Source organism: Bacillus sp. B25(2016b), from assembly GCF_001679765.1.
Lineage (GTDB): Bacteria > Bacillota > Bacilli > Bacillales > Bacillaceae_G > Bacillus_A > Bacillus_A thuringiensis_K.
This window is the reverse complement of sequence record NZ_CP016285.1, coordinates 4897517-4917874: the sequence shown is the minus strand read 5'-3', so window position 1 is coordinate 4917874 and position 20358 is coordinate 4897517. Positions and strand designations below refer to the sequence as shown.

Genomic DNA, 20358 nt, shown 5'->3' with positions numbered 1-20358 from the left:
TCATGTTAGAATGTAGTTGAAAACATGAAGGTTCGAAAGAATTACAACCTGAATTTTCGTTTTTTCTGAATAAATGAGAAAAAACTATTGGGAATCGATGTAATTCGTTCAGAAAAGGGGGATTTTGGTGGATCATTTAAAACGTCAAGATGAAAAGGTATTTGCTGCAATTGAGGCAGAACTAGGAAGACAGCGTTCAAAGATTGAGTTAATTGCTTCGGAAAACTTCGTAAGTGAAGCAGTAATGGAGGCACAAGGTTCTGTTTTAACGAATAAGTATGCTGAAGGATATCCTGGAAAACGTTACTATGGTGGCTGTGAACACGTAGACGTAGTAGAAGATATCGCACGTGATCGTGTGAAAGAAATTTTCGGCGCAGAGCACGTCAATGTTCAACCACACTCTGGTGCACAAGCGAACATGGCAGTATACTTCACGATTTTAGAGCAAGGCGATACAGTACTTGGTATGAATTTATCTCATGGTGGTCACTTAACACACGGAAGCCCTGTTAACTTCAGTGGAGTACAATATAATTTCGTAGAATATGGCGTGGATGCTGACTCTCACCGTATTAATTACGATGATGTATTAGCAAAAGCGAAAGAACATAAACCAAAATTAATCGTTGCAGGTGCAAGTGCATACCCTCGTGTTATCGATTTCAAGCGATTCCGTGAGATTGCAGATGAAGTGGGCGCTTATTTAATGGTTGATATGGCACATATCGCTGGTTTAGTAGCTGCTGGTTTACATCCAAATCCAGTACCACATGCACATTTCGTTACAACGACAACACATAAAACGTTACGTGGCCCGCGTGGTGGTATGATTTTATGTGAAGAGCAATTTGCAAAACAAATTGATAAATCAATCTTCCCTGGTATTCAAGGTGGTCCACTTATGCACGTAATCGCTGCGAAAGCTGTTGCATTTGGTGAGGCACTTCAAGATGATTTCAAAACATATGCACAAAATATCATTAACAATGCGAACCGCTTAGCTGAAGGTCTCCAAAAAGAAGGACTTACACTTGTTTCTGGCGGAACAGACAATCACTTAATCTTGATTGATGTTCGTAACTTAGAAATCACAGGTAAAGTAGCAGAGCACGTATTAGATGAAGTTGGTATTACAGTGAACAAAAATACAATTCCATTTGAAACAGCAAGCCCATTTGTAACAAGTGGTGTACGTATCGGTACAGCAGCTGTAACATCTCGTGGTTTCGGTTTAGAAGAAATGGATGAAATTGCGTCACTTATTGCCTATACATTAAAAAATCATGAAAATGAAGCTGCATTAGAAGAAGTACGTAAGCGTGTAGAAGCGTTAACTAGCAAATTCCCAATGTATCCAAATCTATAATAGATTGAAGAAGACTGCCGAGACTTAATTGTTTTGGCGGTCTTTTTTGTGGACATATATTATTTTTAAAGTATGTATACAAATGATGAATAAATTTTGGCGATATAATGAAGGATACGGCTCCCATAATTGGTAAAGATACTAGATAGATTCATCGTAAAATCATGATTTTGCCAAATTTGCCCTTGAATATTAGTAGCGTTTTCTTTACAATCGTAAATAGTGTAAAAAAGCGTGCAAACGCATGAATATCATCTAAAGGAGAGATTCACATGGGAAAACTGTATGTATTTGATCACCCGTTAATTCAACATAAGATTACATATATTCGCGATAAGAATACAGGTACGAAAGATTTTCGTGAATTAGTGGACGAAGTAGCAAGCTTAATGGCTTTCGAAATTACTCGCGACCTTCCACTTAAGGACATTGAAATTGAAACACCTGTAAGCAAAGCGACAACAAAAGTGATCGCTGGTAAAAAACTTGGTTTAATTCCGATTTTACGTGCAGGTTTAGGAATGGTTGATGGAATTCTGAAATTAATTCCAGCAGCAAAAGTAGGACACGTTGGTTTATACCGTGACCCTAAAACATTGCAACCGGTAGAATACTATGTGAAACTTCCAACGGATGTAGAAGAGCGTGACTTTATCGTACTAGATCCGATGCTAGCAACAGGTGGTTCTGCGGCTGAAGCAATTAACTCTCTGAAAAAGCGCGGTGCGAAACAAATTAAATTAATGTGTATCGTTGCAGCTCCAGAAGGGGTAAAAGTAGTACAAGAAGAACATCCTGATGTTGATATTTATGTAGCAGCATTAGATGAGAAATTAAATGACCACGGATATGTAGTACCAGGTCTTGGTGATGCTGGTGACCGTTTATTCGGAACGAAGTAAGACAACTGACGAGCAGGGGAGATTCCCCAGCTCGTCTTTTTTTGCTGTAAGCAAGTAGGGGAGGGGGAGAGGATAAATATACATCGTATATACAACATAAGTTGCATACACCTCACATATAATATAGAAGTCTTACGTCTGAGGAACACTATATTATGGAAGAAAAGCGTTATATCTCGAAAATATAATAGTGACAAACTTGTGAACATTTCCTTCTATTATAAAGAGAAAACTGTTAGAAATTGCATATATGTAACCAGTATTTAGAAGGGGAACGTTTTCATTTTTGGGAGGAAATGCCTAATACTCAAATTTTTAGATTTTTTACGATTTCTCGTTGACACTGTTAATACCCTATTGTATGCTAACAACGGGGATAGATGGTAGGGCTTTCAGTGACAAAATTACATCTATTCCGTGACGAAAATGTAAACTTTTTGTTTTGTATAGGATTTATGCAAAAAAATGAGTTATTATTAACACATCGTGAATGAGGGTTACATATTGGAGGGATGAATCCTTGCAAAAAAACGATCGCAGCCATATAAAAGCTTATGCTTTAATGTCAGGTATTCTCGCTCAGTTAGTCGGTTCTATTCTTGTTGGAATCTTTGGTGGGCAGTGGATTGATAATAAGGTTGGAACGTTTCCGTTGTTTCTTATTATAGGGTTATTACTCGGACTAGGAACAGGGGTATACGCAATGATTCGACTCATTCGACATTACTATTCGGGAGAGCAATGATGATAGACGTACATGGACTTGTCCAAAGACAAAAGAAATATATGTACTACTTGCTTGCGCTTCTAGTGCTAGGATGGGGATTTACCTCTTACAAGGATGTATTTCTTGGACTGATTATCGGTACGATTTTCAGTTTTCTTAGTTTGCGCATCATTGCACGTAGAACAGACAAGCTGCTAGATCGCGTAACAAATGGAGAAAACGTGAAGTTCAAGGCAACAGCGGTAAGTACATATTCAAGATTCGCCACGATTGGGTTATTAATTTTATTTGCAGCCAAATATCAAGAGTTAATCGCGATGTGGGGCCTAGGTGTAGGATTGCTGACAGGATACCTTGTCATGATCATAGATTTTCTTTATTTAGAGTATAAGAGCAGGGAAGAGAGGTGAATTACTAGTGGAACACGGTAAATTAGTTGAATTTCTAGGTTTAACGTTCGATTTGTCATCAGTTATGATGGTTACTGTAGCAGCAGTTATTGTTTTCTTAATCGCTGTTATCGGAACTCGCAGCTTAGCTCTTCGCCCAACCGGGATGCAAAACTTCATGGAATGGGTGTTTGACTTCGTGAAAGGGATTATCAATAGTACGATGGACTGGAAAACAGGTGGACGTTTCTTAACGCTTGGCGTTACGCTTATCATGTTTATCATCGTATCGAACTTCCTTGGTTTACCATTCATGTATTCAGCAACTGAAGCTGGCGAACATATTGCATGGTGGAGATCACCAACGTCTGATCCAGCAGTTACATTAACATTAGCCGTGATGGTAGTTACCCTCACCCATTATTATGGAATTAAGATGAAGGGTACGAAAGAGTACGTAAAAGGTTATTTCCAACCTATGAAATTCTTATTCCCATTAAAGGTTATTGAGGAGTTTGCTAACACATTAACGTTAGGTCTTCGTTTATTTGGTAACATTTATGCAGGTGAGATCTTATTAGGATTACTTGCTAAGTTGGGCGGAGCATCAGTCCTTGGGGCAGTAGGTGCGCTTGTACCAATGTTAGCATGGATGGGATTCAGTGTATTCGTTGGATCAATCCAAGCATTTATTTTCGTTATGTTAACGATGGTTTATATGGCTCATAAAGTAAGCCATGACCATTAATATAATTTAAGTAAGAAAAAATTTATTTTTTTATAATACAAAGGAGGACAAATTAAATGAGTTTAGGTGTAATCGCAGCTGCAATTGCAATTGGTTTATCAGCATTAGGTGCAGGTATTGGTAACGGTCTTATCGTATCACGTACAATCGAAGGTGTTGCTCGTCAACCAGAATTAAAAGGCGCACTTCAAACAATTATGTTCATCGGGGTTGCTTTAGTTGAGGCACTTCCAATCATCGGTGTAGTTATTGCATTCATCGTAATGAACAAATAAGGGAGACTCCCCTTACATAGATGGCGAAGAGTGTTTTTCCGAACTTTCTTCGCCATTGCTTTATGAACGAAACGTATGTCTTTTTTTTTCATATGATCAATCTAGATATTTTGAAGGGAGTGAATCCTTGTGCCAACTTTATTATTAGGGGCTGCCATTCCATTTGGAACGATTGCTTATACATTGTTCATTTTCTTACTTCTGTTAGTGATGCTACGCAAATTTGCGTGGGGTCCTTTAATGGGGATTATGAAAGAACGTGAAGAGCATGTTACTAATGAAATCGACGCTGCAGAAAGAAGTAACGCTGAAGCGAAGAAGTTAGTAGAAGAACAACGTGAAATGTTAAAACAATCACGTGTTGAAGCACAAGAGTTAATTGAAAGAGCGAAAAAACAAGCTGTAGATCAGAAAGATGTTATTGTTGCTGCTGCGAAAGAAGAAGCAGAATCAATTAAAGCATCTGCTGTACAAGAAATTCAACGCGAAAAAGAGCAAGCAATTGCTGCTTTACAAGAACAAGTCGCTTCTTTATCTGTTCAAATTGCTTCTAAAGTAATTGAAAAAGAATTAAAAGAAGAAGATCAAGTGAAGTTAATTCGCGATTATATTAAAGAAGTAGGAGAAGCGCGATGAGCAATGGGATTGTAGCAAAACGTTATGCTGTCGCTCTTTTTAAAATTGCTAAAGAAAAACACGTATTAGAAATGTTTGAAGAGGAATTACGCCTTGTACAAAACGTTTATGTAAAGAACGGAGAACTACATAGCTTTTTAACGCAACCGAACATTTCAAAAGAGCAGAAGAAAACGTTTCTTGCAAACGTATTCGGATCTGTTTCTGAATCTATTTTAAATACGTTATATATTTTAATTGATAACAAACGCATTGATATCTTACCTGAAATTGCAGATGAATATGTTGTTCTTGCTAATGAAGAACGTAACGTAGCGGATGCAACTGTATATTCTACTCGTCTTCTATCAGAAGAAGAGAAGCTTAACATTGCTGAAGCATTTGCAAAGAGAACGGGCAAAGATGCAATTCGCGTGAAAAATGTTGTAGATGAAGATTTACTAGGCGGCATTAAAGTACGTATTGGAAATCGCATTTATGACGGAAGTTTACAAGGAAAATTAGCACGTATTCAGCGTGAATTAATGAAGAATAGATAGGGGTGAAGCACATGAGCATCAGAGCTGAAGAAATTAGCGCACTGATAAAGCAACAAATCGAGAACTATCAGTCTGAAATCGAAGTTAGTGATGTTGGTACAGTTATCCAAGTTGGTGACGGTATCGCGCGTGCTCATGGTCTTGATAACGTTATGGCTGGTGAACTTGTAGAGTTCTCTAACGGCGTTATGGGACTAGCACAAAACTTAGAGGAAAACAACGTAGGTATTATCATTTTAGGACCTTACACAGAAATCCGTGAAGGTGACGAAGTTCGTCGTACTGGTCGCATCATGCAAGTACCAGTAGGAAAAGAACTAATTGGTCGTGTTGTAAACCCATTAGGTCAACCAGTTGATGGTTTAGGCCCAATCAATACAACAAACACTCGTCCAATCGAAAGTCCAGCACCAGGTGTAATGGATCGTAAATCTGTTCATGAGCCACTTCAAACAGGTATTAAAGCGATCGATGCCCTTGTACCAATTGGTCGTGGTCAACGTGAGTTAATCATCGGTGACCGTCAAACTGGTAAAACAGCAGTTGCACTTGATACAATCATTAACCAAAAAGATGAAGACATGATTTGTATCTACGTAGCAATTGGACAAAAAGAATCAACTGTACGTAACGTAGTAGAAACACTACGTAAGCACGGTGCATTAGAGTACACAATCGTTGTAACTGCATCTGCTTCTCAACCAGCTCCATTATTATACCTAGCTCCTTACGCTGGTGTAACAATGGGTGAAGAGTTCATGTACAATGGTAAACACGTATTAGTAGTATATGATGACTTATCAAAACAAGCAGCGGCTTACCGTGAGCTGTCATTACTATTACGTCGTCCTCCAGGTCGTGAAGCTTACCCAGGGGATGTATTCTACTTACATTCTCGCTTATTAGAGCGTGCAGCAAAATTAAGTGATGCAAGAGGCGGCGGTTCTTTAACTGCACTACCTTTCATCGAAACACAAGCAGGGGACGTATCTGCATACATCCCAACAAACGTAATTTCTATTACGGATGGACAAATCTTCTTACAATCTGATCTATTCTTCTCTGGCGTACGTCCAGCGATCGATGCGGGTACTTCTGTATCTCGTGTAGGTGGATCTGCTCAGATTAAAGCGATGAGTAAAGTATCAGGTACACTTCGTCTTGACCTTGCATCTTACCGTGAGTTAGAAGCGTTCGCTCAGTTCGGTTCTGACCTTGATAAAGCAACTCAAGCGAAATTAAACCGTGGTGCTCGTACTGTTGAGGTATTAAAACAAGGATTACACAAACCATTACGTGTAGAGAAACAAGTTATCATTCTTTACGCTTTAACACGTGGATTCCTAGATGATATCCCAGTAGTAGATATCACTCGTTTTGAAGAAGAATTCCATGCTTGGTTAGACTCTAATGCGACTGACTTATTAGAAGAAATCCGCACAACTAAGAAACTTGCGGATGACGACAAATTTGCAGCAGCAATTAACGGATTTAAAAAAGTATTCGTAGCTTCTGAATAATAATAAAAAGTGAAGCCGACTGTTCAGCCCCATCGGCTAAGGTTCTTTCTCACAGAAGGTGCTTTTTACCTTCTTGTGGGGAAGGTTCTTAGACGAAAGGGGCTAGGAGGCGGAACTAGATTAATAAAAGCGGAAGCGGCTCGTTCTGAATGTGAGGGGGATGGAGCTTCTGACGAAGAGGCGGTGTTTGCCTCGTAGGAAGAAGTGAAGCCACCGAGCATTCAAGCCGCTGGAGCTAGATAGTATATATAAAAGGCATCTCGGGCTCTGAGATTGCTAAAGGTCATGTAAAGGAAAAGAGTAGGTGCACCTATTCTTTTCCTTCAATCATGAGCAAGAATATCTTGCAACGTAGATTAGGAAGAGGATTCTTACTAATCGTGCCAACTTCCGGAAAAAAGGTGGTGAAAACCTGTGGCATCTTTACGCGATATAAAAGCGAAGATTAACTCGACAAAGAAAACGAGTCAAATTACGAAAGCGATGGAGATGGTATCTGCATCTAAGTTAAACCGTGCAGAGCAAAATGCTAAATCTTTCGTTCCGTATATGGAAAAGATTCAAGAAGTAGTAGCGAGCATTGCGCAAGGAAGCAAAGGGATTAATCATCCAATGCTAAATGCGCGTCCTGTAAAGCGTACAGGATACATCGTTATTACGTCTGATCGCGGACTAGCAGGTGGTTATAACAGTAACGTATTACGTACAGTAAGTAACGTAATTCGTGAACGTCATAATATGGATTCAAACCAATATTCTATTATTGTGCTTGGACGACTAGGACGTGATTATTTAAAACGTCGCGGCTTTAACATTATTGATGAAGTAGTTGGATTATCTGACCATCCATCATTTACTGATATTAAAGACCTTGCTTCTCGAGCAATTGCGATGTTCGCAGATGGTGCTTATGATGAGCTGTACATTTACTACAACCATTACGTAAGTAAAATTTCACAAGAGGTAACGGAAAATAAAATTTTACCGCTTACTGATGTGGCGTCTGACAAACCGACGACAGTTTATGAATTCGAACCTTCTGAAGAAGAAATTTTAAAAGTACTATTGCCACAATACGCAGAAAGCTTAGTGTACGGTGCATTACTAGACGGTAAAGCAAGTGAACACGCAGCGCGTATGACAGCAATGAAGAGTGCTACAGACAACGCAATGGAAGTTATCGATTCACTTACACTTTCATTCAACCGTGCGCGTCAGGCAGCGATTACGCAAGAAATTACGGAAATCGTTGGTGGAGCAGCAGCGTTAGAATAGTAATAAAAAGTGGAAGCGGCTCGTCCAGAACAGGAGGGCATTGGAGCTCCTGACGAAGAGGCGTAGTTTGCCTCACAGGAAGGCGCGAAATGACCGACTGTTCTAGCCGCTGGAACTAGATTCAATAAAAAGCGGAAGCGGCTCTGTCAAAAGAGTCGCGTAAGCTATAAACCAATAAAAAATTAAAAGCTAGCTGCTCGTAGAAAGTTGGCTAATTAAAAGAAAGCTAGGAGGGAACCCGATGAATAAAGGGCGCGTTACGCAAATCATGGGTCCGGTTGTAGACGTTAAGTTTGATGGCGGAAAGCTACCAGAAATCTACAACGCCCTTACGGTAAAACAAAGCAACGAAAACGGAAGTATTAACTTAACATTTGAAGTTGCACTTCATTTAGGTGATGATACAGTTCGTACAGTTGCAATGTCTTCCACAGATGGACTTGTTCGTGGCACAGAAGTAGAAGATACTGGTAAACCAATCTCTGTACCAGTTGGTGATGTAACACTTGGTCGCGTATTTAACGTATTAGGTGATGCAATTGACTTAGATGGTGAGGTTCCTGCAGATGTACATCGTGATCCAATTCACCGTCAAGCACCTGCGTTCGAAGAATTATCTACTAAAGTAGAAATTCTTGAAACTGGTATTAAAGTAGTAGACTTACTTGCTCCTTACATTAAGGGTGGTAAGATCGGCCTATTCGGTGGTGCCGGCGTAGGTAAAACAGTATTAATTCAGGAATTAATTAACAACATCGCACAAGAGCACGGTGGTATCTCTGTATTCGCTGGTGTAGGTGAGCGTACTCGTGAGGGTAATGACTTATACCACGAAATGAGCGATTCTGGCGTAATCAAGAAAACTGCGATGGTATTCGGACAAATGAACGAGCCACCTGGAGCACGTCAACGTGTTGCATTAACAGGTTTAACAATGGCTGAGCATTTCCGTGATGAGCAAGGACAAGACGTACTTCTGTTCATCGATAACATCTTCCGTTTCACGCAAGCGGGTTCTGAAGTATCTGCCCTTCTTGGTCGTATGCCATCTGCGGTAGGTTACCAACCAACACTTGCAACAGAAATGGGTCAATTACAAGAGCGTATTACATCTACAAATAAAGGGTCTATCACGTCTATCCAAGCGGTATATGTACCAGCCGATGACTATACTGACCCAGCACCAGCTACAACGTTCGCTCACTTAGATGCAACAACAAACTTAGAGCGTCGTTTAACACAAATGGGTATTTACCCAGCCGTAGATCCATTAGCATCTACATCTCGTGCACTTTCTCCAGAAATTGTAGGAGAAGAACATTATGAAGTAGCTCGTCAAGTACAGCAAACTTTACAACGTTATAAAGAGCTTCAAGATATCATCGCTATCTTAGGTATGGATGAGTTATCTGAAGAAGATAAGTTAGTTGTACATCGTGCTCGTCGTATTCAATTCTTCTTATCTCAAAACTTCCACGTAGCTGAGCAGTTTACAGGTCAAAAAGGTTCTTACGTACCTGTAAAAAATACAGTTAGTGGTTTCAAAGAAATTCTAGAAGGAAAATATGATGACCTTCCAGAAGATGCATTCCGCTTAGTAGGTGGCATTGAAGAAGTTATTGAAAACGCGAAGAAAATGATGGCGTAAGGCCTTAGGAGGGACGAAGTATGAAGACATTTCCAGTCAGTATTGTAACTCCTGATGGACCGGTTTACGAAAAAGAAGTAGAAATGGTAAGTGTAAAAGCAGAGAGTGGGGAAATGGGGATCTTACCAGGTCACATTCCAACTGTTGCACCATTAAAAATTAGTGCAGTTCGTCTGAAAAATGGTGGACACACTGATTATGTAGCAGTAAGCGGTGGCTTTATCGAAGTTCGTCCAGATAAAGTGACTGTATTATCATCATCTGCTGAAGAAGCAAACCATATCGATATCCATCGCGCAAATGAAGCGAAGCGTCGTGCTGAGCAACGTCTGCAAGATAAACAAGCACATGTTGACTTTAAACGTGCAGAAATGGCATTACAACGTGCCGTGAACCGTTTAAACGTTTCCGATATGAAGTAAAAAAATCCGTAAGGGCTTTGCCTTTACGGATTTTTTTTTGTGTATTTTATGGATAATTTTACAAAACTGGTATAATTATATTGATGCTTGTATAAGTAGAAGTGTACAACAATTTATATTTCATAAAGGGGATGAATCAATGATTGGTGAAATGAAGCGAGAAGCATTGTACTCTTTAAAGGGAAAATGGGGACTAGGTGTTGGATCAACAATTTTATATTTTATTTTAAGTTATGTCGTTTCGATGGCTGCAATGCTTATACTATTAATTCCAGGAATTATTATATTTCTCTCAGTTGCAAGCTTAACTGGATCATTTGAAGAGGAAACGATGTCAATTGGAGCAGGTATTACCTTTGGGATTTTTTATTTCATTATGATAATTTTGAGTAACGCATCGTATGGGATTACGTCATATGGTTATACAAATGTATTTTTACAGATTAGTAAACGAGAAGATGCTAAAGTAGATTACTTATTTGAAGGATTTCGTGGCTTTAAAAGAATGATGAAAACAATGTGGGCAATGCTTGCTATTTTGTTATATACAGGTACATGGATTCCGATGCTGTTAATAGGCTTATTTGCATTGTTAGGTGAAGAAGGGAATACGTCATTTGCAATAGCTTTCTTCGTACTATTAGCAATTTCAATTGTTGGTATGATTGTGATGTATTTTTCTTATGCACTGACGTATTATGTGATGATTGAAAATCCAGAATATAGTGTTTCGCAGGCGATGAAGGAAAGTAAGAATCTTATGAAGGGTCATAAGTTAGATTTGTTTCTTTTATGGCTGAGCTTCATAGGATGGGCTATTTTAGCGCTTTTTACTTTTGGAATAGGATTTCTTTGGCTTAGTCCGTATATGAGTACGACGACAGCACACTTTTATCGCTATATTTCAAAAGGTGAATTTCAATAGGAACATGCTATACTAATAGAATTATTGTGTATAGGAGGCGAGGCTACGCATGATTAGTGATTTAAAAGGAGAAGCACTAGATTCATTAGAGGGAAAATGGGGATTAGCTGTTGGAGCTACACTACTCATTTCAATTCTTATCACGGCTTTTAGTTTTAGTGTTGATTGGGGATTTTCTTTAATTTTCGGTTGGCAAAAAACAAATGGTTCACTTTCAACGAATATTCTTACATTTTTTGTTGCTGGACCGTTAACTTTAGGTGGATATTACCTTGGTTTAAATATCCTTCGTGAAAAGCAAGCTAGTATTGGTAATGTATTCGTTTGGTTTTCAGAGGGAAAGAGATTTCTAAAATCATTTTTATTATATTTATTAGTAAATCTTTATCTTTTCTTATGGATGTTATTGTTCATTATTCCAGGTATTATTAAATCATTTTCTTATGCGATGACATACTTTATTATAAACGATCATCCTGAGTATTCACTGAACCAGGCTATTACAGAAAGTCGTCGTATGATGGATGGACATAAGATGGAGTATTTCATTTTATGTTTAAGTTTTATTGGCTGGTTTATATTAAGTTGTATTACATTAGGGATTGGATTCTTATGGTTAATTCCATATTTCTATACAACATCTGCAGCTTTTTACGAAGAGATCGCAGAAGAATATTATGAGAAAAATATTTAGCACTAAAAAACCCCCGGTATGAATTATTTGTTCATACTGGGGGTTTTTTGTAGAAACCTTATAAACTCATTACTAGTAAGTGGTTTACTGAAATAGTAACCTTGCATATATTTACAGTTATGTTTTTGCAGAAACTTAAGTTGTTTTTCGGTTTCAATTCCTTCGGCAACGACTGAAAGATTTAAAGTATTTGCGAGGGAAAGTATTGTAGAAACGATGGCTCGTTCTTCAGGACGATGATCAGCTAATTGTGTAAATTCTCTCGGTACTTTTAATGTGTCGATTGGAAAAATTGATAAATAAGCAAGAGAAGAATACCCAGTACCGAAGTCATCAATGGAAGTTTGGATACCGTACTCTTTTAATTGCTTCAGTCTTAATAACGTTTCTTTCTCGTCAATCATTGCAATTCTTTCTGTTAACTCAAGGGTTACATATTTTGGATCGACTTGCACGTCGTTTAATATTTGTGAAATGCTTTCGATTAATTGATCTTGCCGGAACTCTTTTGCGGATAGATTAACACTTATTTTTAAATTTTGGTAGCCAAAGGTATGCCATATTTTTAATTGGAGACAAGCTTCTTGTAATACCCAATGTCCAAGTGGGACTACTTGTGGCGTCTCTTCTACAATTGGAATAAACTCACATGGTGAAATGTCACCTAATAGTGGGTGTTTCCAACGTATTAAAGCTTCAGCACCGATAATTTTATTTGTTGTCGTATCAATTTGTGGTTGATAAACGAGATAAAATTCTTTGTTTACTAAAGCGATTGGCAAATCTTTTTCGATTCGAGCTTTTCGTTCCATTTTTTTATATAGTTCTTTCGTGTAAAGAGAGCTACCGTTTTTTCCTTTATTCTTTGCTTCGTACATGGCCATATCAGCATGCTGCAAAATGGATAGCGGATCTTCACCTGCTTCAGGATATATTGCAATTCCGATGCTCGGTGAGATTTGTAAATGTTGATTTTCGATTTCAAATGGCTCATTCATGGCCGCCACAATCCTATCAGCTATTTTTTGGACATCTGGCTTTTTTTTGTAATTCTCGATAAGGATTGTGAACTCATCCCCAGCTAGCCGTGCGAGTTTCATATTTGATGTTGCTATTTTTTCGAGCCTTTTTGCTACTGCGATGAGTAATAGGTCTCCTACTCGATGACCGAGGGTATCATTAATAACTTTAAAACGGTCTAGGTCGAGAAACATAACAGCAAAAGGCTTTTTCGATATTTTTGCTCGTGCAATTGCTTGTTCTAAATGTTGATGAAATGCACGACGATTTGCAAGCTCTGTTAAAGTATCATGGTATGCTAGGAAGTTGATTTGTTCTTGTTGTTGTTTGCTTTCCGTAATATCTTTAATCATTAAATAAACCCCAGAAATTTTCTCCTTTAAAAAGATCGGTACGGCGGTAACGTGCAAGTAGTAAATATCTCTGTTTTTATGGTATGCCCGTATTTCTAAAGAGATAGAATATCCCTTTTTCACACGATGAAAGGCGTTAATCATTTCTTCTAAATCTTCTTCGTATATGAGTGAGTAGTAAGGCTGGTTTAATAATTCATTCGTTTGATAACCGAGTAAAGTAGTACCAGCGTTATTTACTTTGAGAAAATTGCCGTACAAATCTAATGTGAAGATTGGATCTGGATGATGCTCGTATAAAGATTTAAACATTTGTTGATTATGATAAAGTTCATTTTTCTGTTCTACTAAATCTTCTGTACGTAGTTTAATTTGTTTCTCGAGTTCTGAGTTGAATTGCATTTGAGCTAGCAATAATATTTTATTTTGTTTTCGAACTAAACTATGACGTATGAGAACGAAAGAGAAAGTTATTATAAGTCCGATTACTATAATAGGCGCAAAAACGTATTCAACTAATATAAAAACAATAAGCATTACTACCGAAATATACGGTAATGATAATCGGATTGATTCACCAATTTTAGGTGTTAGTAGTACTTGTTCTTGTTTTTCAGGCTCTTTTGTATGGAGAATACAGGCGATTGCTACTAGTGCTAAGGTTACTTGATAGAAAGGAGTAACTGTAAACATAGAATACTCTGGTATGAAGTATTTTATATAAGCATAAATCGCATCTGTAGTAGCATATAAAATTAAAGCACTGCCAAGAAGTGCACCGACCTTTTTAGGTAATAAGGATAGTGGTTTAAATAAAAGGTTGATTCCTATTAAGAGAAAGAGTAAATCAGCCATTGGATAGGTAAGTTGAACAAATATGTCGATATAGGATGTTGTAAAGATGTGAATAGTTCGTTCAATAAGTAAGTAGTAACTTAAAGTAAATTGGGCTGTAACGATAATACAAATATCACATAGCATAAAAAGTTTTTCTAATAAATCTCGGTTGTAAATGATTTCGTATAGAAAGGCAAACGTAAAGCTAACTAAAAAAAGTAAGTAAAAAAAGTCAGATGGATCAACGAACGTATAGAAGTCTTTTACAATCAAACGCTGATAAGCAACGACTATATCACCGATAAAATAAGAGAGAGCTCCAACAGATAATATGATCCAAAATAAACGAGATAGCCCTTCTTTCATGTTTGAAAAATAAAGTATATAACTACAAGCGATAATATCAATTAATAGGGTACTCGTTCCGATTAATAGCTGAAAAGGAAATGAGTATTCATACAGAAAAGGCATCGCTACATAGTGAAGCGTTATAGACAGCAATACAATGCTTATAAGAATACTTACATGTGTTTGTTTTTTCATTTATATCACCTACGGTTTCTTGAAAAGCATATATAAGTTTTATATTTATTTTGCACAATTATAGCAAGTTGTAAAGATAGATTTTAATAATTCTTGTTTCTGTCTCCCAACATATCGACATAGGAATTTGAAGTTTGCTATAATGATTAGAATAGTTGCATTATTTAGAAAAATTTAAAAATAATAATTACTGCAACTAGGACATATTGTTTACTATGTGAACTTGTTCTTAATTTAGGGGGGAGGGTTTCACAATGGCAAGTGTATATGAAAATAGTTATATGATCGTTTTGATTTTCTTGCTATTAGGTATATTGCTGCCGGTAGTGGCTCTTACATTAGGCAGGATGCTGCGCCCAAATAAACCAAGTGCAGCAAAGGCGACGACGTATGAGAGTGGAATTGAGCCTTTTCATGATGCAAACATTCGGTTTCATGCTCGTTATTATATTTTCGCTTTATTGTTTGTGATCTTTGATGTAGAAACTTTATTTTTATATCCTTGGGCTGTTGCGTATGACAAGCTAGGTTTATTTGCATTAATTGAAATGCTCATCTTTGTTGTAATGTTGCTAGTTGGATTAGCGTATGCTTGGAAAAAGAAGGTGTTACAATGGTTATAAATTTTGAGGAATTACATCCAAATGAACGAGCAGAATTAGAACGAAATATCTTTTTTTCTACATTGGAACAGTTGAAAGGATGGGCGAGGAGCAATTCTTTATGGCCGATGACATTCGGACTGGCGTGCTGTGCAATTGAAATGATGGGAGTAGGCTCATCACATTATGATTTAGATCGATTTGGGTCATTTTTTCGGACTTCACCAAGGCAATCGGACGTCATGATTGTATCGGGAACGGTAACGAAGAAGATGGCTCCTATTGTTCGGCGCTTATATGATCAAATGCCCGAACCGAAATGGGTTATTGCGATGGGATCTTGTGCGACAGCAGGTGGTCCGTATGTAAATTCATATGCTGTTGTAAAAGGTGTAGACCAAATTGTACCAGTTGATGTGTATATTCCTGGTTGTCCCCCAAATCCAGCTGCTTTAATTTATGGAATTAATAAATTAAAAGAAAAAATTCGTTACGAAGCAAAGACCGGGAAGCAGGTGACGAATAAATGAGTAATCCAAATAAAGATTTAGAGGAGTTGAAAAAAGAAGCAGCTAGGCGTGCAAAAGAAGAGGCGAGAAAACGCCTTGTAGCGAAACACGAGGCGGAAATAAGTAAGCTTGAGGAAGAAGGTCAAGAAAAAGAGAAAGCGCTACCAAAAAATAATGATATTACTATAGAAGAAGCAAAACGACGTGCAGCAGCAGCTGCCAAAGCAAAAGCGGCGGCGTTAGCGAAGCAGAAAAGAGAAGGAACAGAAGAAGTAACGGAAGAAGAAAAAGCGAAGGCGAAGGCAGCGGCAGCGGCCAAGGCAAAAGCGGCGGTGTTAGCGAAGCAGAAAAGAGAAGGAACCGAGGAAGTAACGGAAGAAGAAAAAGCGAAGGCGAAGGCGGTGGCAGCGGCCAAGGCAAAAGCGGCAGCATTGGCGAAGCAGAAAGCCTCGCAAGGTGATGGGGATTCGGGAGATGAAAAGGCAAAGGCAATTGCAGCGGCTGCAAGAGCGAAGACAAAGGGGGCTGAAGGTAAGAAAGAGGATGAGCCGAAGCAGGAAGAACTGTCCGTAAATCAGCCGTATTTAAATCAGTATGTTGAGGCTATTAGGGAGAAGTTAGGAGAGGGTGCATTAGTAGATTCCTATATTAATAAACTGTCAAAGGATGTGCCAACTCTTGTGGTGGATCCCGAAAAATATTATGAAGTGATGGAGTTACTGCGATTCCATGAGGGACTTGCTTTTGATTATATGTCAGAGCTACATGCGACGGATTTTGTGACACATATGGAAGTGTATGTTCATTTGTTTTCATATGGTAAGAAACAATCGGTAGCGGTGAAGGTAAAGCTAGACCGGGAAGCGCCGCAAGTCGAATCTGTGACAGCGCTTTGGAAAGGGGCTGACTGGCCGGAGAGAGAAGCGTACGATTTGCTCGGTATTGTATTTAAAGGGCATCCGAATTTAACGCGTATTTTAATGCCAGATGATTGGGTAGGATATCCGCTTAGAAAAGACTATGAACCGTATGATGTGGAGGTGTAGCTATGATCCGCACGGAAGAGATGCTTTTGAATGTAGGACCTCAGCATCCGAGTACACATGGTGTGTTCAGGCTCGTAATTAAGATTGACGGGGAAATTATTAAAGAAGCTACACCGGTTATTGGGTATTTGCATCGCGGGACGGAAAAGATTGCTGAGAGCTTACAGTATACGCAAATTATCCCTTATACAGATCGAATGGATTATTTATCAGCCATGACGAATAATTACGTCATTTGCCATGCTGTAGAGACGATGATGGGGCTTGAAATTACGGAGCGTGCCGAATACTTGCGAGTACTTGCGATGGAGCTAGGAAGAATTGCGAGCCATCTCGTTTGGTGGGGGACGAATCTTCTTGATATAGGAGCGGTCAGCCCGTTTTTGTACGCGTTTCGTGAACGAGAGATGATTATAAATTTATTAAATGAATTATGCGGGGCACGGCTTACTTTTAACTATATGAGAGTTGGCGGTGTGAAGTGGGATGCGCCAGATGGTTGGATTGAAAAGGTGGAAGAGTTTGTTCCGTATATGAGAGAGCAACTGGCAGGTTATCATGATCTTGTTAGCGGTAATGAGATTTTCTTAAATCGTGTGAAAGGCGTTGGTATATATAGCGCGGAAGAAGCGATTTCGTATTCTTTAAGCGGAGCAAATTTGCGGTGCACTGGAGTAAACTGGGATCTCCGCAAAGATGAGCCGTATTCGATTTATGATCGTTTTGATTTTGATATTCCTGTTGGAAGCGTGGGAGATGCTTGGGATCGCTACGTTTGCCGAATGCAAGAAATCGAGGAGTCTTTAAAGATTGTTGAGCAAGCGGTTCAGCAGTTCCCGAAAGATGGAGCTGTGCTGGCAAAAGTACCGAAAATTATTAAGGCACCTAAGGGAGAAGCGTTTGTACGTATCGAGTCGCCGCGCGGAGAGATTGGTTGTTATATCGCTAGTGACGGAAAGAAAGAGCCGTACCGTTTGAAGTTTCGTAGGCCATCTTTTTATAACTTGCAAATTTTACCGAAGTTATTGAAAGGTGAAAACATCGCTAATTTAATTACGATTTTAGGTGGAGTTGATATTGTACTTGGGGAGGTTGATGGCTAATGATTGAGACGCTCTTACAATCACCTTCAAGCTGGACGAATTTCTTCATTTTTTTCGGATTAGCGGTACTTCTACTATTTGCAGTCCTTGGCTTCGTTACATATGGAATTTTGGCAGAACGGAAAGTGATGGGGTTTATGCAAGGGCGGATTGGACCAAACCAGGTTGGAGGCCGATTCGGTTTACTGCAAACGGTAGCTGATGTTTTAAAACTATTATTGAAAGAAGATAGTATTCCGAAAGCAGCAGATAAACCGCTGTTTATATTAGCGCCTGTCATTGCATTTGCACCAGCATTTATGGTGCTTGCAGTTATCCCGTTCACTGATAAATTTCAATTTGCAGATATTGGAGTCGGGTTACTTTATTATATTGCTGTTTCCGGTATTACGACGATAGGTGTTGTAACTGGGGGATGGGCATCGAATAATAAATATTCCCTTTTAGGAGGGATGCGTGCGGCGGCGCAAATGATTTCTTATGAGATTCCGCTCGTAATGAGTGTAATTGGTATCGTTTTGTTAGCTGGTAGCCTGAATTTAAATGAGATTGTAGCGGCGCAGGAGAAGGTTTGGTACATTTTCGTACAGCCAATTGGCTTCGTCGTTTTCTTAATCGCAGCAGTTGCAGAGTTAAATAGGACGCCGTTCGATTTGCCAGAAGCGGAGTCAGAACTTGTTTCTGGATATCATACGGAATACTCAGGGTTTCGCTGGGCGTTTTTCATGCTTTCAGAATACGTATATTTCTTCGGGATGGCATCGTTAATTACAGTGCTCTTTTTAGGAGGATGGAATCCAGTCATGTTTCTTGGATTTATCCCAGGTGCCGTATGGTTTGCTTTGAAATTTAGCAGTGTAGTCTTTCTATTAATTTGGTTCCGCGTTACGTTTCCGCGTATAAGAGGTGACCAGTTAATGGAATTTGGATGGAAAGTATTATTGCCGATTGCACTTGCAAATATTTTCTTAACGGCATTGATTAAGGAGTTATTCTTCTAATCTATGAGGGGGGTGCCAGTAAGAGATGAAAGGACTATTTAAAGGGTTAAAATATACATTAAGTAATTTGAGTAAGAAGAAGGTAACGTATGATTATCCAAATCAACCGTTGCCGTTGCCAGACCGTTTTCGGGGGATTCAAAAATTTTATCCGGAGAAATGTATTGTTTGTAACCAATGCTCTAACATTTGTCCGACAGACTGTATTCAGTTAACAGGAAAGAAACATCCGGATCCTACGAAAAAAGGGAAAATTATCGACACGTACGATATTAATTTTGAAATTTGTATTCTTTGTGACTTATGTACAGAAGTTTGTCCGACAGAGGCAATTGTCATGACAAATAACTTTGAACTCGCGGAATATTCACGTGATGATTTATTTAAAAATTTGCAGTGGCTTGACGAAAACGACGAAAACGTCAGGAAGGAGAATAAGGCATGAATGGCGAGTTTGTAGCATTCTTTATACTATCCTTGTCTGCAATTATCGGCGGTGTTCTTATGTTGAACTTAACGAAAGTTATGCACATGATGCTAGCTCTCGTTCTAACATTCCTCAGCATTGCAGGTTTGTATTTTCTTTTATCAGCCGAATTTATAGGCGTTGCACAAATTTTACTTTACTCTGGTGCAATCACAATTATTATGATTTTCGGCATTATGTTAACGAAACATAACGCGGAAAATGAATCGCGTCTTACTCTTCGAAAATGGATTATCTTCTTTGCAGTTGTAGCATTTGGAGCGGTTATGTATTTCGCTGTTAATAATGTTGATTTTGCAAATGAAAGCACACAAGGAAGTTTACCTCTCCATGAAAACAACACACTTCAAATCGGTACGCTTCTCTATTCAAAATATATTATCCCATTTGAACTAACTTCAGTTATTTTACTTGTAGCACTCGTTGGCGCGATTATACTTGCGAAAAAGGACGAGAAAGAGGAGGAATCCAATGAGTAGCGTTCCAGCTTCTGCATATTTAACACTTGCGATTATTTTGTTTTGCATCGGTCTATTTGGAGCTTTAACAAAGCGGAATACAGTAATCGTATTAGTTTGTATCGAATTAATGCTGAATGCTGCCAATTTAAACTTAGTGGCGTTTAGTAAATTAGGCTTATTTCCGAATTTAACAGGTCAAATTTTCTCACTGTTTACGATGGCTGTAGCGGCAGCGGAAGCGGCGGTAGGGCTCGCTATTTTAATTGCTTTATATCGTAATCGTACGACAGTTCAGGTGGATGAAATGGATACGCTCAAAGGATAGCA

General features: G+C 38.7%; 24 protein-coding genes. 23 read left to right on the top strand and 1 reads right to left on the bottom strand.

The window, feature by feature from the left end; translation table 11 throughout:
• Positions 1-127: 127 nt before the first annotated feature.
• The 15 genes from glyA (at position 128) to BAQ53_RS25150 (ending at position 12069) form a co-directional block, all read left to right on the top strand.
• On the top strand, positions 128-1369 hold the full coding sequence (glyA, locus tag BAQ53_RS25220) for a serine hydroxymethyltransferase (protein ID WP_000349806.1): 1242 nt from the start codon (positions 128-130) through the stop codon (positions 1367-1369).
• A gap of 272 nt (positions 1370-1641) precedes the next feature.
• Positions 1642-2271: a uracil phosphoribosyltransferase gene (gene upp / locus BAQ53_RS25215; protein ID WP_000517539.1), complete on the top strand. Its 630-nt coding sequence runs from the start codon at positions 1642-1644 to the stop codon at positions 2269-2271.
• A 380-nt stretch (positions 2272-2651) separates the two neighbouring features.
• On the top strand, positions 2652-2765 hold the full coding sequence (locus BAQ53_RS25210; protein ID WP_000232962.1) for a DUF4024 domain-containing protein: 114 nt from the start codon (positions 2652-2654) through the stop codon (positions 2763-2765).
• A 26-nt stretch (positions 2766-2791) separates the two neighbouring features.
• Positions 2792-3016 carry an AtpZ/AtpI family protein gene (locus BAQ53_RS25205; protein WP_001171223.1) on the top strand — a complete coding sequence of 75 codons (225 nt, stop codon included), beginning with the start codon at positions 2792-2794 and terminating at the stop codon, positions 3014-3016.
• Positions 3016-3408, top strand: coding sequence for an ATP synthase subunit I (locus tag BAQ53_RS25200; RefSeq protein ID WP_000567600.1), 393 nt, complete (start codon positions 3016-3018; stop codon positions 3406-3408). The genes BAQ53_RS25205 and BAQ53_RS25200 overlap by 1 nt, the downstream gene beginning before the upstream one ends.
• 7 nt (positions 3409-3415) lie before the next feature.
• Entirely contained in the window at positions 3416-4135 is a 720-nt protein-coding gene (gene atpB, locus BAQ53_RS25195) for a F0F1 ATP synthase subunit A (RefSeq protein WP_000399872.1), read from the top strand.
• A gap of 56 nt (positions 4136-4191) precedes the next feature.
• On the top strand, positions 4192-4410 hold the full coding sequence (gene atpE / locus BAQ53_RS25190) for a F0F1 ATP synthase subunit C (RefSeq protein WP_000052064.1): 219 nt from the start codon (positions 4192-4194) through the stop codon (positions 4408-4410).
• Between the two features lie 129 nt (positions 4411-4539).
• A complete protein-coding gene (gene atpF / locus BAQ53_RS25185) occupies positions 4540-5046 on the top strand; it encodes a F0F1 ATP synthase subunit B (RefSeq protein ID WP_001142618.1) in 507 nt (168 codons plus the stop codon).
• Entirely contained in the window at positions 5043-5585 is a 543-nt protein-coding gene (atpH, locus tag BAQ53_RS25180) for a F0F1 ATP synthase subunit delta (protein ID WP_000064683.1), read from the top strand. Before atpF ends, atpH begins: the two co-directional genes overlap by 4 nt.
• An 11-nt stretch (positions 5586-5596) precedes the next feature.
• The gene (atpA, locus tag BAQ53_RS25175; protein WP_000027521.1) at positions 5597-7105 is read left to right on the top strand and encodes a F0F1 ATP synthase subunit alpha; all 1509 of its coding nucleotides are present in this window, start codon (positions 5597-5599) and stop codon (positions 7103-7105) included.
• Positions 7106-7519: 414 nt separating this feature from the next.
• On the top strand, positions 7520-8380 hold the full coding sequence (gene atpG, locus BAQ53_RS25170; RefSeq protein WP_208906389.1) for a F0F1 ATP synthase subunit gamma: 861 nt from the start codon (positions 7520-7522) through the stop codon (positions 8378-8380).
• Positions 8381-8621: 241 nt separating this feature from the next.
• On the top strand, positions 8622-10028 hold the full coding sequence (atpD, locus tag BAQ53_RS25165; protein ID WP_001032593.1) for a F0F1 ATP synthase subunit beta: 1407 nt from the start codon (positions 8622-8624) through the stop codon (positions 10026-10028).
• 20 nt (positions 10029-10048) lie between these two features.
• Positions 10049-10450: a F0F1 ATP synthase subunit epsilon gene (atpC, locus tag BAQ53_RS25160; protein WP_000847211.1), complete on the top strand. Its 402-nt coding sequence runs from the start codon at positions 10049-10051 to the stop codon at positions 10448-10450.
• 139 nt (positions 10451-10589) lie between these two features.
• Positions 10590-11375, top strand: coding sequence for a DUF975 family protein (locus tag BAQ53_RS25155; RefSeq protein ID WP_000578832.1), 786 nt, complete (start codon positions 10590-10592; stop codon positions 11373-11375).
• A 49-nt stretch (positions 11376-11424) separates the two neighbouring features.
• Positions 11425-12069: a DUF975 family protein gene (locus BAQ53_RS25150; RefSeq protein WP_208906388.1), complete on the top strand. Its 645-nt coding sequence runs from the start codon at positions 11425-11427 to the stop codon at positions 12067-12069.
• Positions 12070-12092: 23 nt separating this feature from the next.
• Here BAQ53_RS25150 and BAQ53_RS25145 read toward each other — a convergent pair whose 3' ends face one another.
• Positions 12093-14822, bottom strand: a complete 2730-nt coding sequence (locus BAQ53_RS25145) for an EAL domain-containing protein (RefSeq protein ID WP_208906387.1) — start codon at positions 14820-14822, stop codon at positions 12093-12095.
• 254 nt (positions 14823-15076) lie between these two features.
• On the opposite strand from BAQ53_RS25145, the gene nuoA reads away from it, so the two are divergent.
• The 8 genes from nuoA to nuoK are packed head-to-tail and all read left to right on the top strand — an operon-like array spanning position 15077 to position 20356.
• Entirely contained in the window at positions 15077-15445 is a 369-nt protein-coding gene (gene nuoA / locus BAQ53_RS25140) for an NADH-quinone oxidoreductase subunit NuoA (protein WP_000179273.1), read from the top strand.
• Positions 15436-15954 carry an NADH-quinone oxidoreductase subunit NuoB gene (nuoB, locus tag BAQ53_RS25135; RefSeq protein ID WP_000236331.1) on the top strand — a complete coding sequence of 173 codons (519 nt, stop codon included), beginning with the start codon at positions 15436-15438 and terminating at the stop codon, positions 15952-15954. The genes nuoA and nuoB overlap by 10 nt, the downstream gene beginning before the upstream one ends.
• On the top strand, positions 15951-16979 hold the full coding sequence (locus tag BAQ53_RS25130) for an NADH-quinone oxidoreductase subunit C (RefSeq protein WP_208906386.1): 1029 nt from the start codon (positions 15951-15953) through the stop codon (positions 16977-16979). The genes nuoB and BAQ53_RS25130 overlap by 4 nt, the downstream gene beginning before the upstream one ends.
• A gap of 2 nt (positions 16980-16981) precedes the next feature.
• On the top strand, positions 16982-18082 hold the full coding sequence (nuoD, locus tag BAQ53_RS25125; protein ID WP_208906385.1) for an NADH-quinone oxidoreductase subunit NuoD: 1101 nt from the start codon (positions 16982-16984) through the stop codon (positions 18080-18082).
• Positions 18082-19083: an NADH-quinone oxidoreductase subunit NuoH gene (nuoH, locus tag BAQ53_RS25120; RefSeq protein WP_000573426.1), complete on the top strand. Its 1002-nt coding sequence runs from the start codon at positions 18082-18084 to the stop codon at positions 19081-19083. Before nuoD ends, nuoH begins: the two co-directional genes overlap by 1 nt.
• A gap of 25 nt (positions 19084-19108) precedes the next feature.
• On the top strand, positions 19109-19528 hold the full coding sequence (gene nuoI / locus BAQ53_RS25115; RefSeq protein ID WP_000677191.1) for an NADH-quinone oxidoreductase subunit NuoI: 420 nt from the start codon (positions 19109-19111) through the stop codon (positions 19526-19528).
• Positions 19525-20049, top strand: a complete 525-nt coding sequence (locus tag BAQ53_RS25110) for an NADH-quinone oxidoreductase subunit J (RefSeq protein ID WP_001012813.1) — start codon at positions 19525-19527, stop codon at positions 20047-20049. Before nuoI ends, BAQ53_RS25110 begins: the two co-directional genes overlap by 4 nt.
• A complete protein-coding gene (gene nuoK / locus BAQ53_RS25105) occupies positions 20042-20356 on the top strand; it encodes an NADH-quinone oxidoreductase subunit NuoK (protein WP_000100079.1) in 315 nt (104 codons plus the stop codon). Before BAQ53_RS25110 ends, nuoK begins: the two co-directional genes overlap by 8 nt.
• Positions 20357-20358 lie beyond the last annotated feature (2 nt).

Bases quoted from the DNA above. Each gene is read 5' to 3' on its own strand.
- BAQ53_RS25210 (WP_000232962.1), top strand. From the start codon at position 2,652: ATGGTAGGGCTTTCAGTGACAAAATTACATCTATTCCGTGACGAAAAT.
- BAQ53_RS25145 (WP_208906387.1), bottom strand. From the start codon at position 14,822: ATGAAAAAACAAACACATGTAAGTATTCTTATAAGCATTGTATTGCTG.
- nuoA (WP_000179273.1), top strand. From the start codon at position 15,077: ATGGCAAGTGTATATGAAAATAGTTATATGATCGTTTTGATTTTCTTG.
- nuoK (WP_000100079.1), top strand. From the start codon at position 20,042: ATGAGTAGCGTTCCAGCTTCTGCATATTTAACACTTGCGATTATTTTG.
- nuoB (WP_000236331.1), top strand. From the start codon at position 15,436: ATGGTTATAAATTTTGAGGAATTACATCCAAATGAACGAGCAGAATTA.
- BAQ53_RS25130 (WP_208906386.1), top strand. From the start codon at position 15,951: ATGAGTAATCCAAATAAAGATTTAGAGGAGTTGAAAAAAGAAGCAGCT.
- atpE (WP_000052064.1), top strand. From the start codon at position 4,192: ATGAGTTTAGGTGTAATCGCAGCTGCAATTGCAATTGGTTTATCAGCA.
- nuoH (WP_000573426.1), top strand. From the start codon at position 18,082: ATGATTGAGACGCTCTTACAATCACCTTCAAGCTGGACGAATTTCTTC.
- atpA (WP_000027521.1), top strand. From the start codon at position 5,597: ATGAGCATCAGAGCTGAAGAAATTAGCGCACTGATAAAGCAACAAATC.
- BAQ53_RS25150 (WP_208906388.1), top strand. From the start codon at position 11,425: ATGATTAGTGATTTAAAAGGAGAAGCACTAGATTCATTAGAGGGAAAA.
- BAQ53_RS25110 (WP_001012813.1), top strand. From the start codon at position 19,525: ATGAATGGCGAGTTTGTAGCATTCTTTATACTATCCTTGTCTGCAATT.
- atpH (WP_000064683.1), top strand. From the start codon at position 5,043: ATGAGCAATGGGATTGTAGCAAAACGTTATGCTGTCGCTCTTTTTAAA.
- nuoD (WP_208906385.1), top strand. From the start codon at position 16,982: ATGATCCGCACGGAAGAGATGCTTTTGAATGTAGGACCTCAGCATCCG.
- upp (WP_000517539.1), top strand. From the start codon at position 1,642: ATGGGAAAACTGTATGTATTTGATCACCCGTTAATTCAACATAAGATT.
- BAQ53_RS25155 (WP_000578832.1), top strand. From the start codon at position 10,590: ATGATTGGTGAAATGAAGCGAGAAGCATTGTACTCTTTAAAGGGAAAA.
- nuoI (WP_000677191.1), top strand. From the start codon at position 19,109: ATGAAAGGACTATTTAAAGGGTTAAAATATACATTAAGTAATTTGAGT.
- atpC (WP_000847211.1), top strand. From the start codon at position 10,049: ATGAAGACATTTCCAGTCAGTATTGTAACTCCTGATGGACCGGTTTAC.
- BAQ53_RS25200 (WP_000567600.1), top strand. From the start codon at position 3,016: ATGATAGACGTACATGGACTTGTCCAAAGACAAAAGAAATATATGTAC.
- atpD (WP_001032593.1), top strand. From the start codon at position 8,622: ATGAATAAAGGGCGCGTTACGCAAATCATGGGTCCGGTTGTAGACGTT.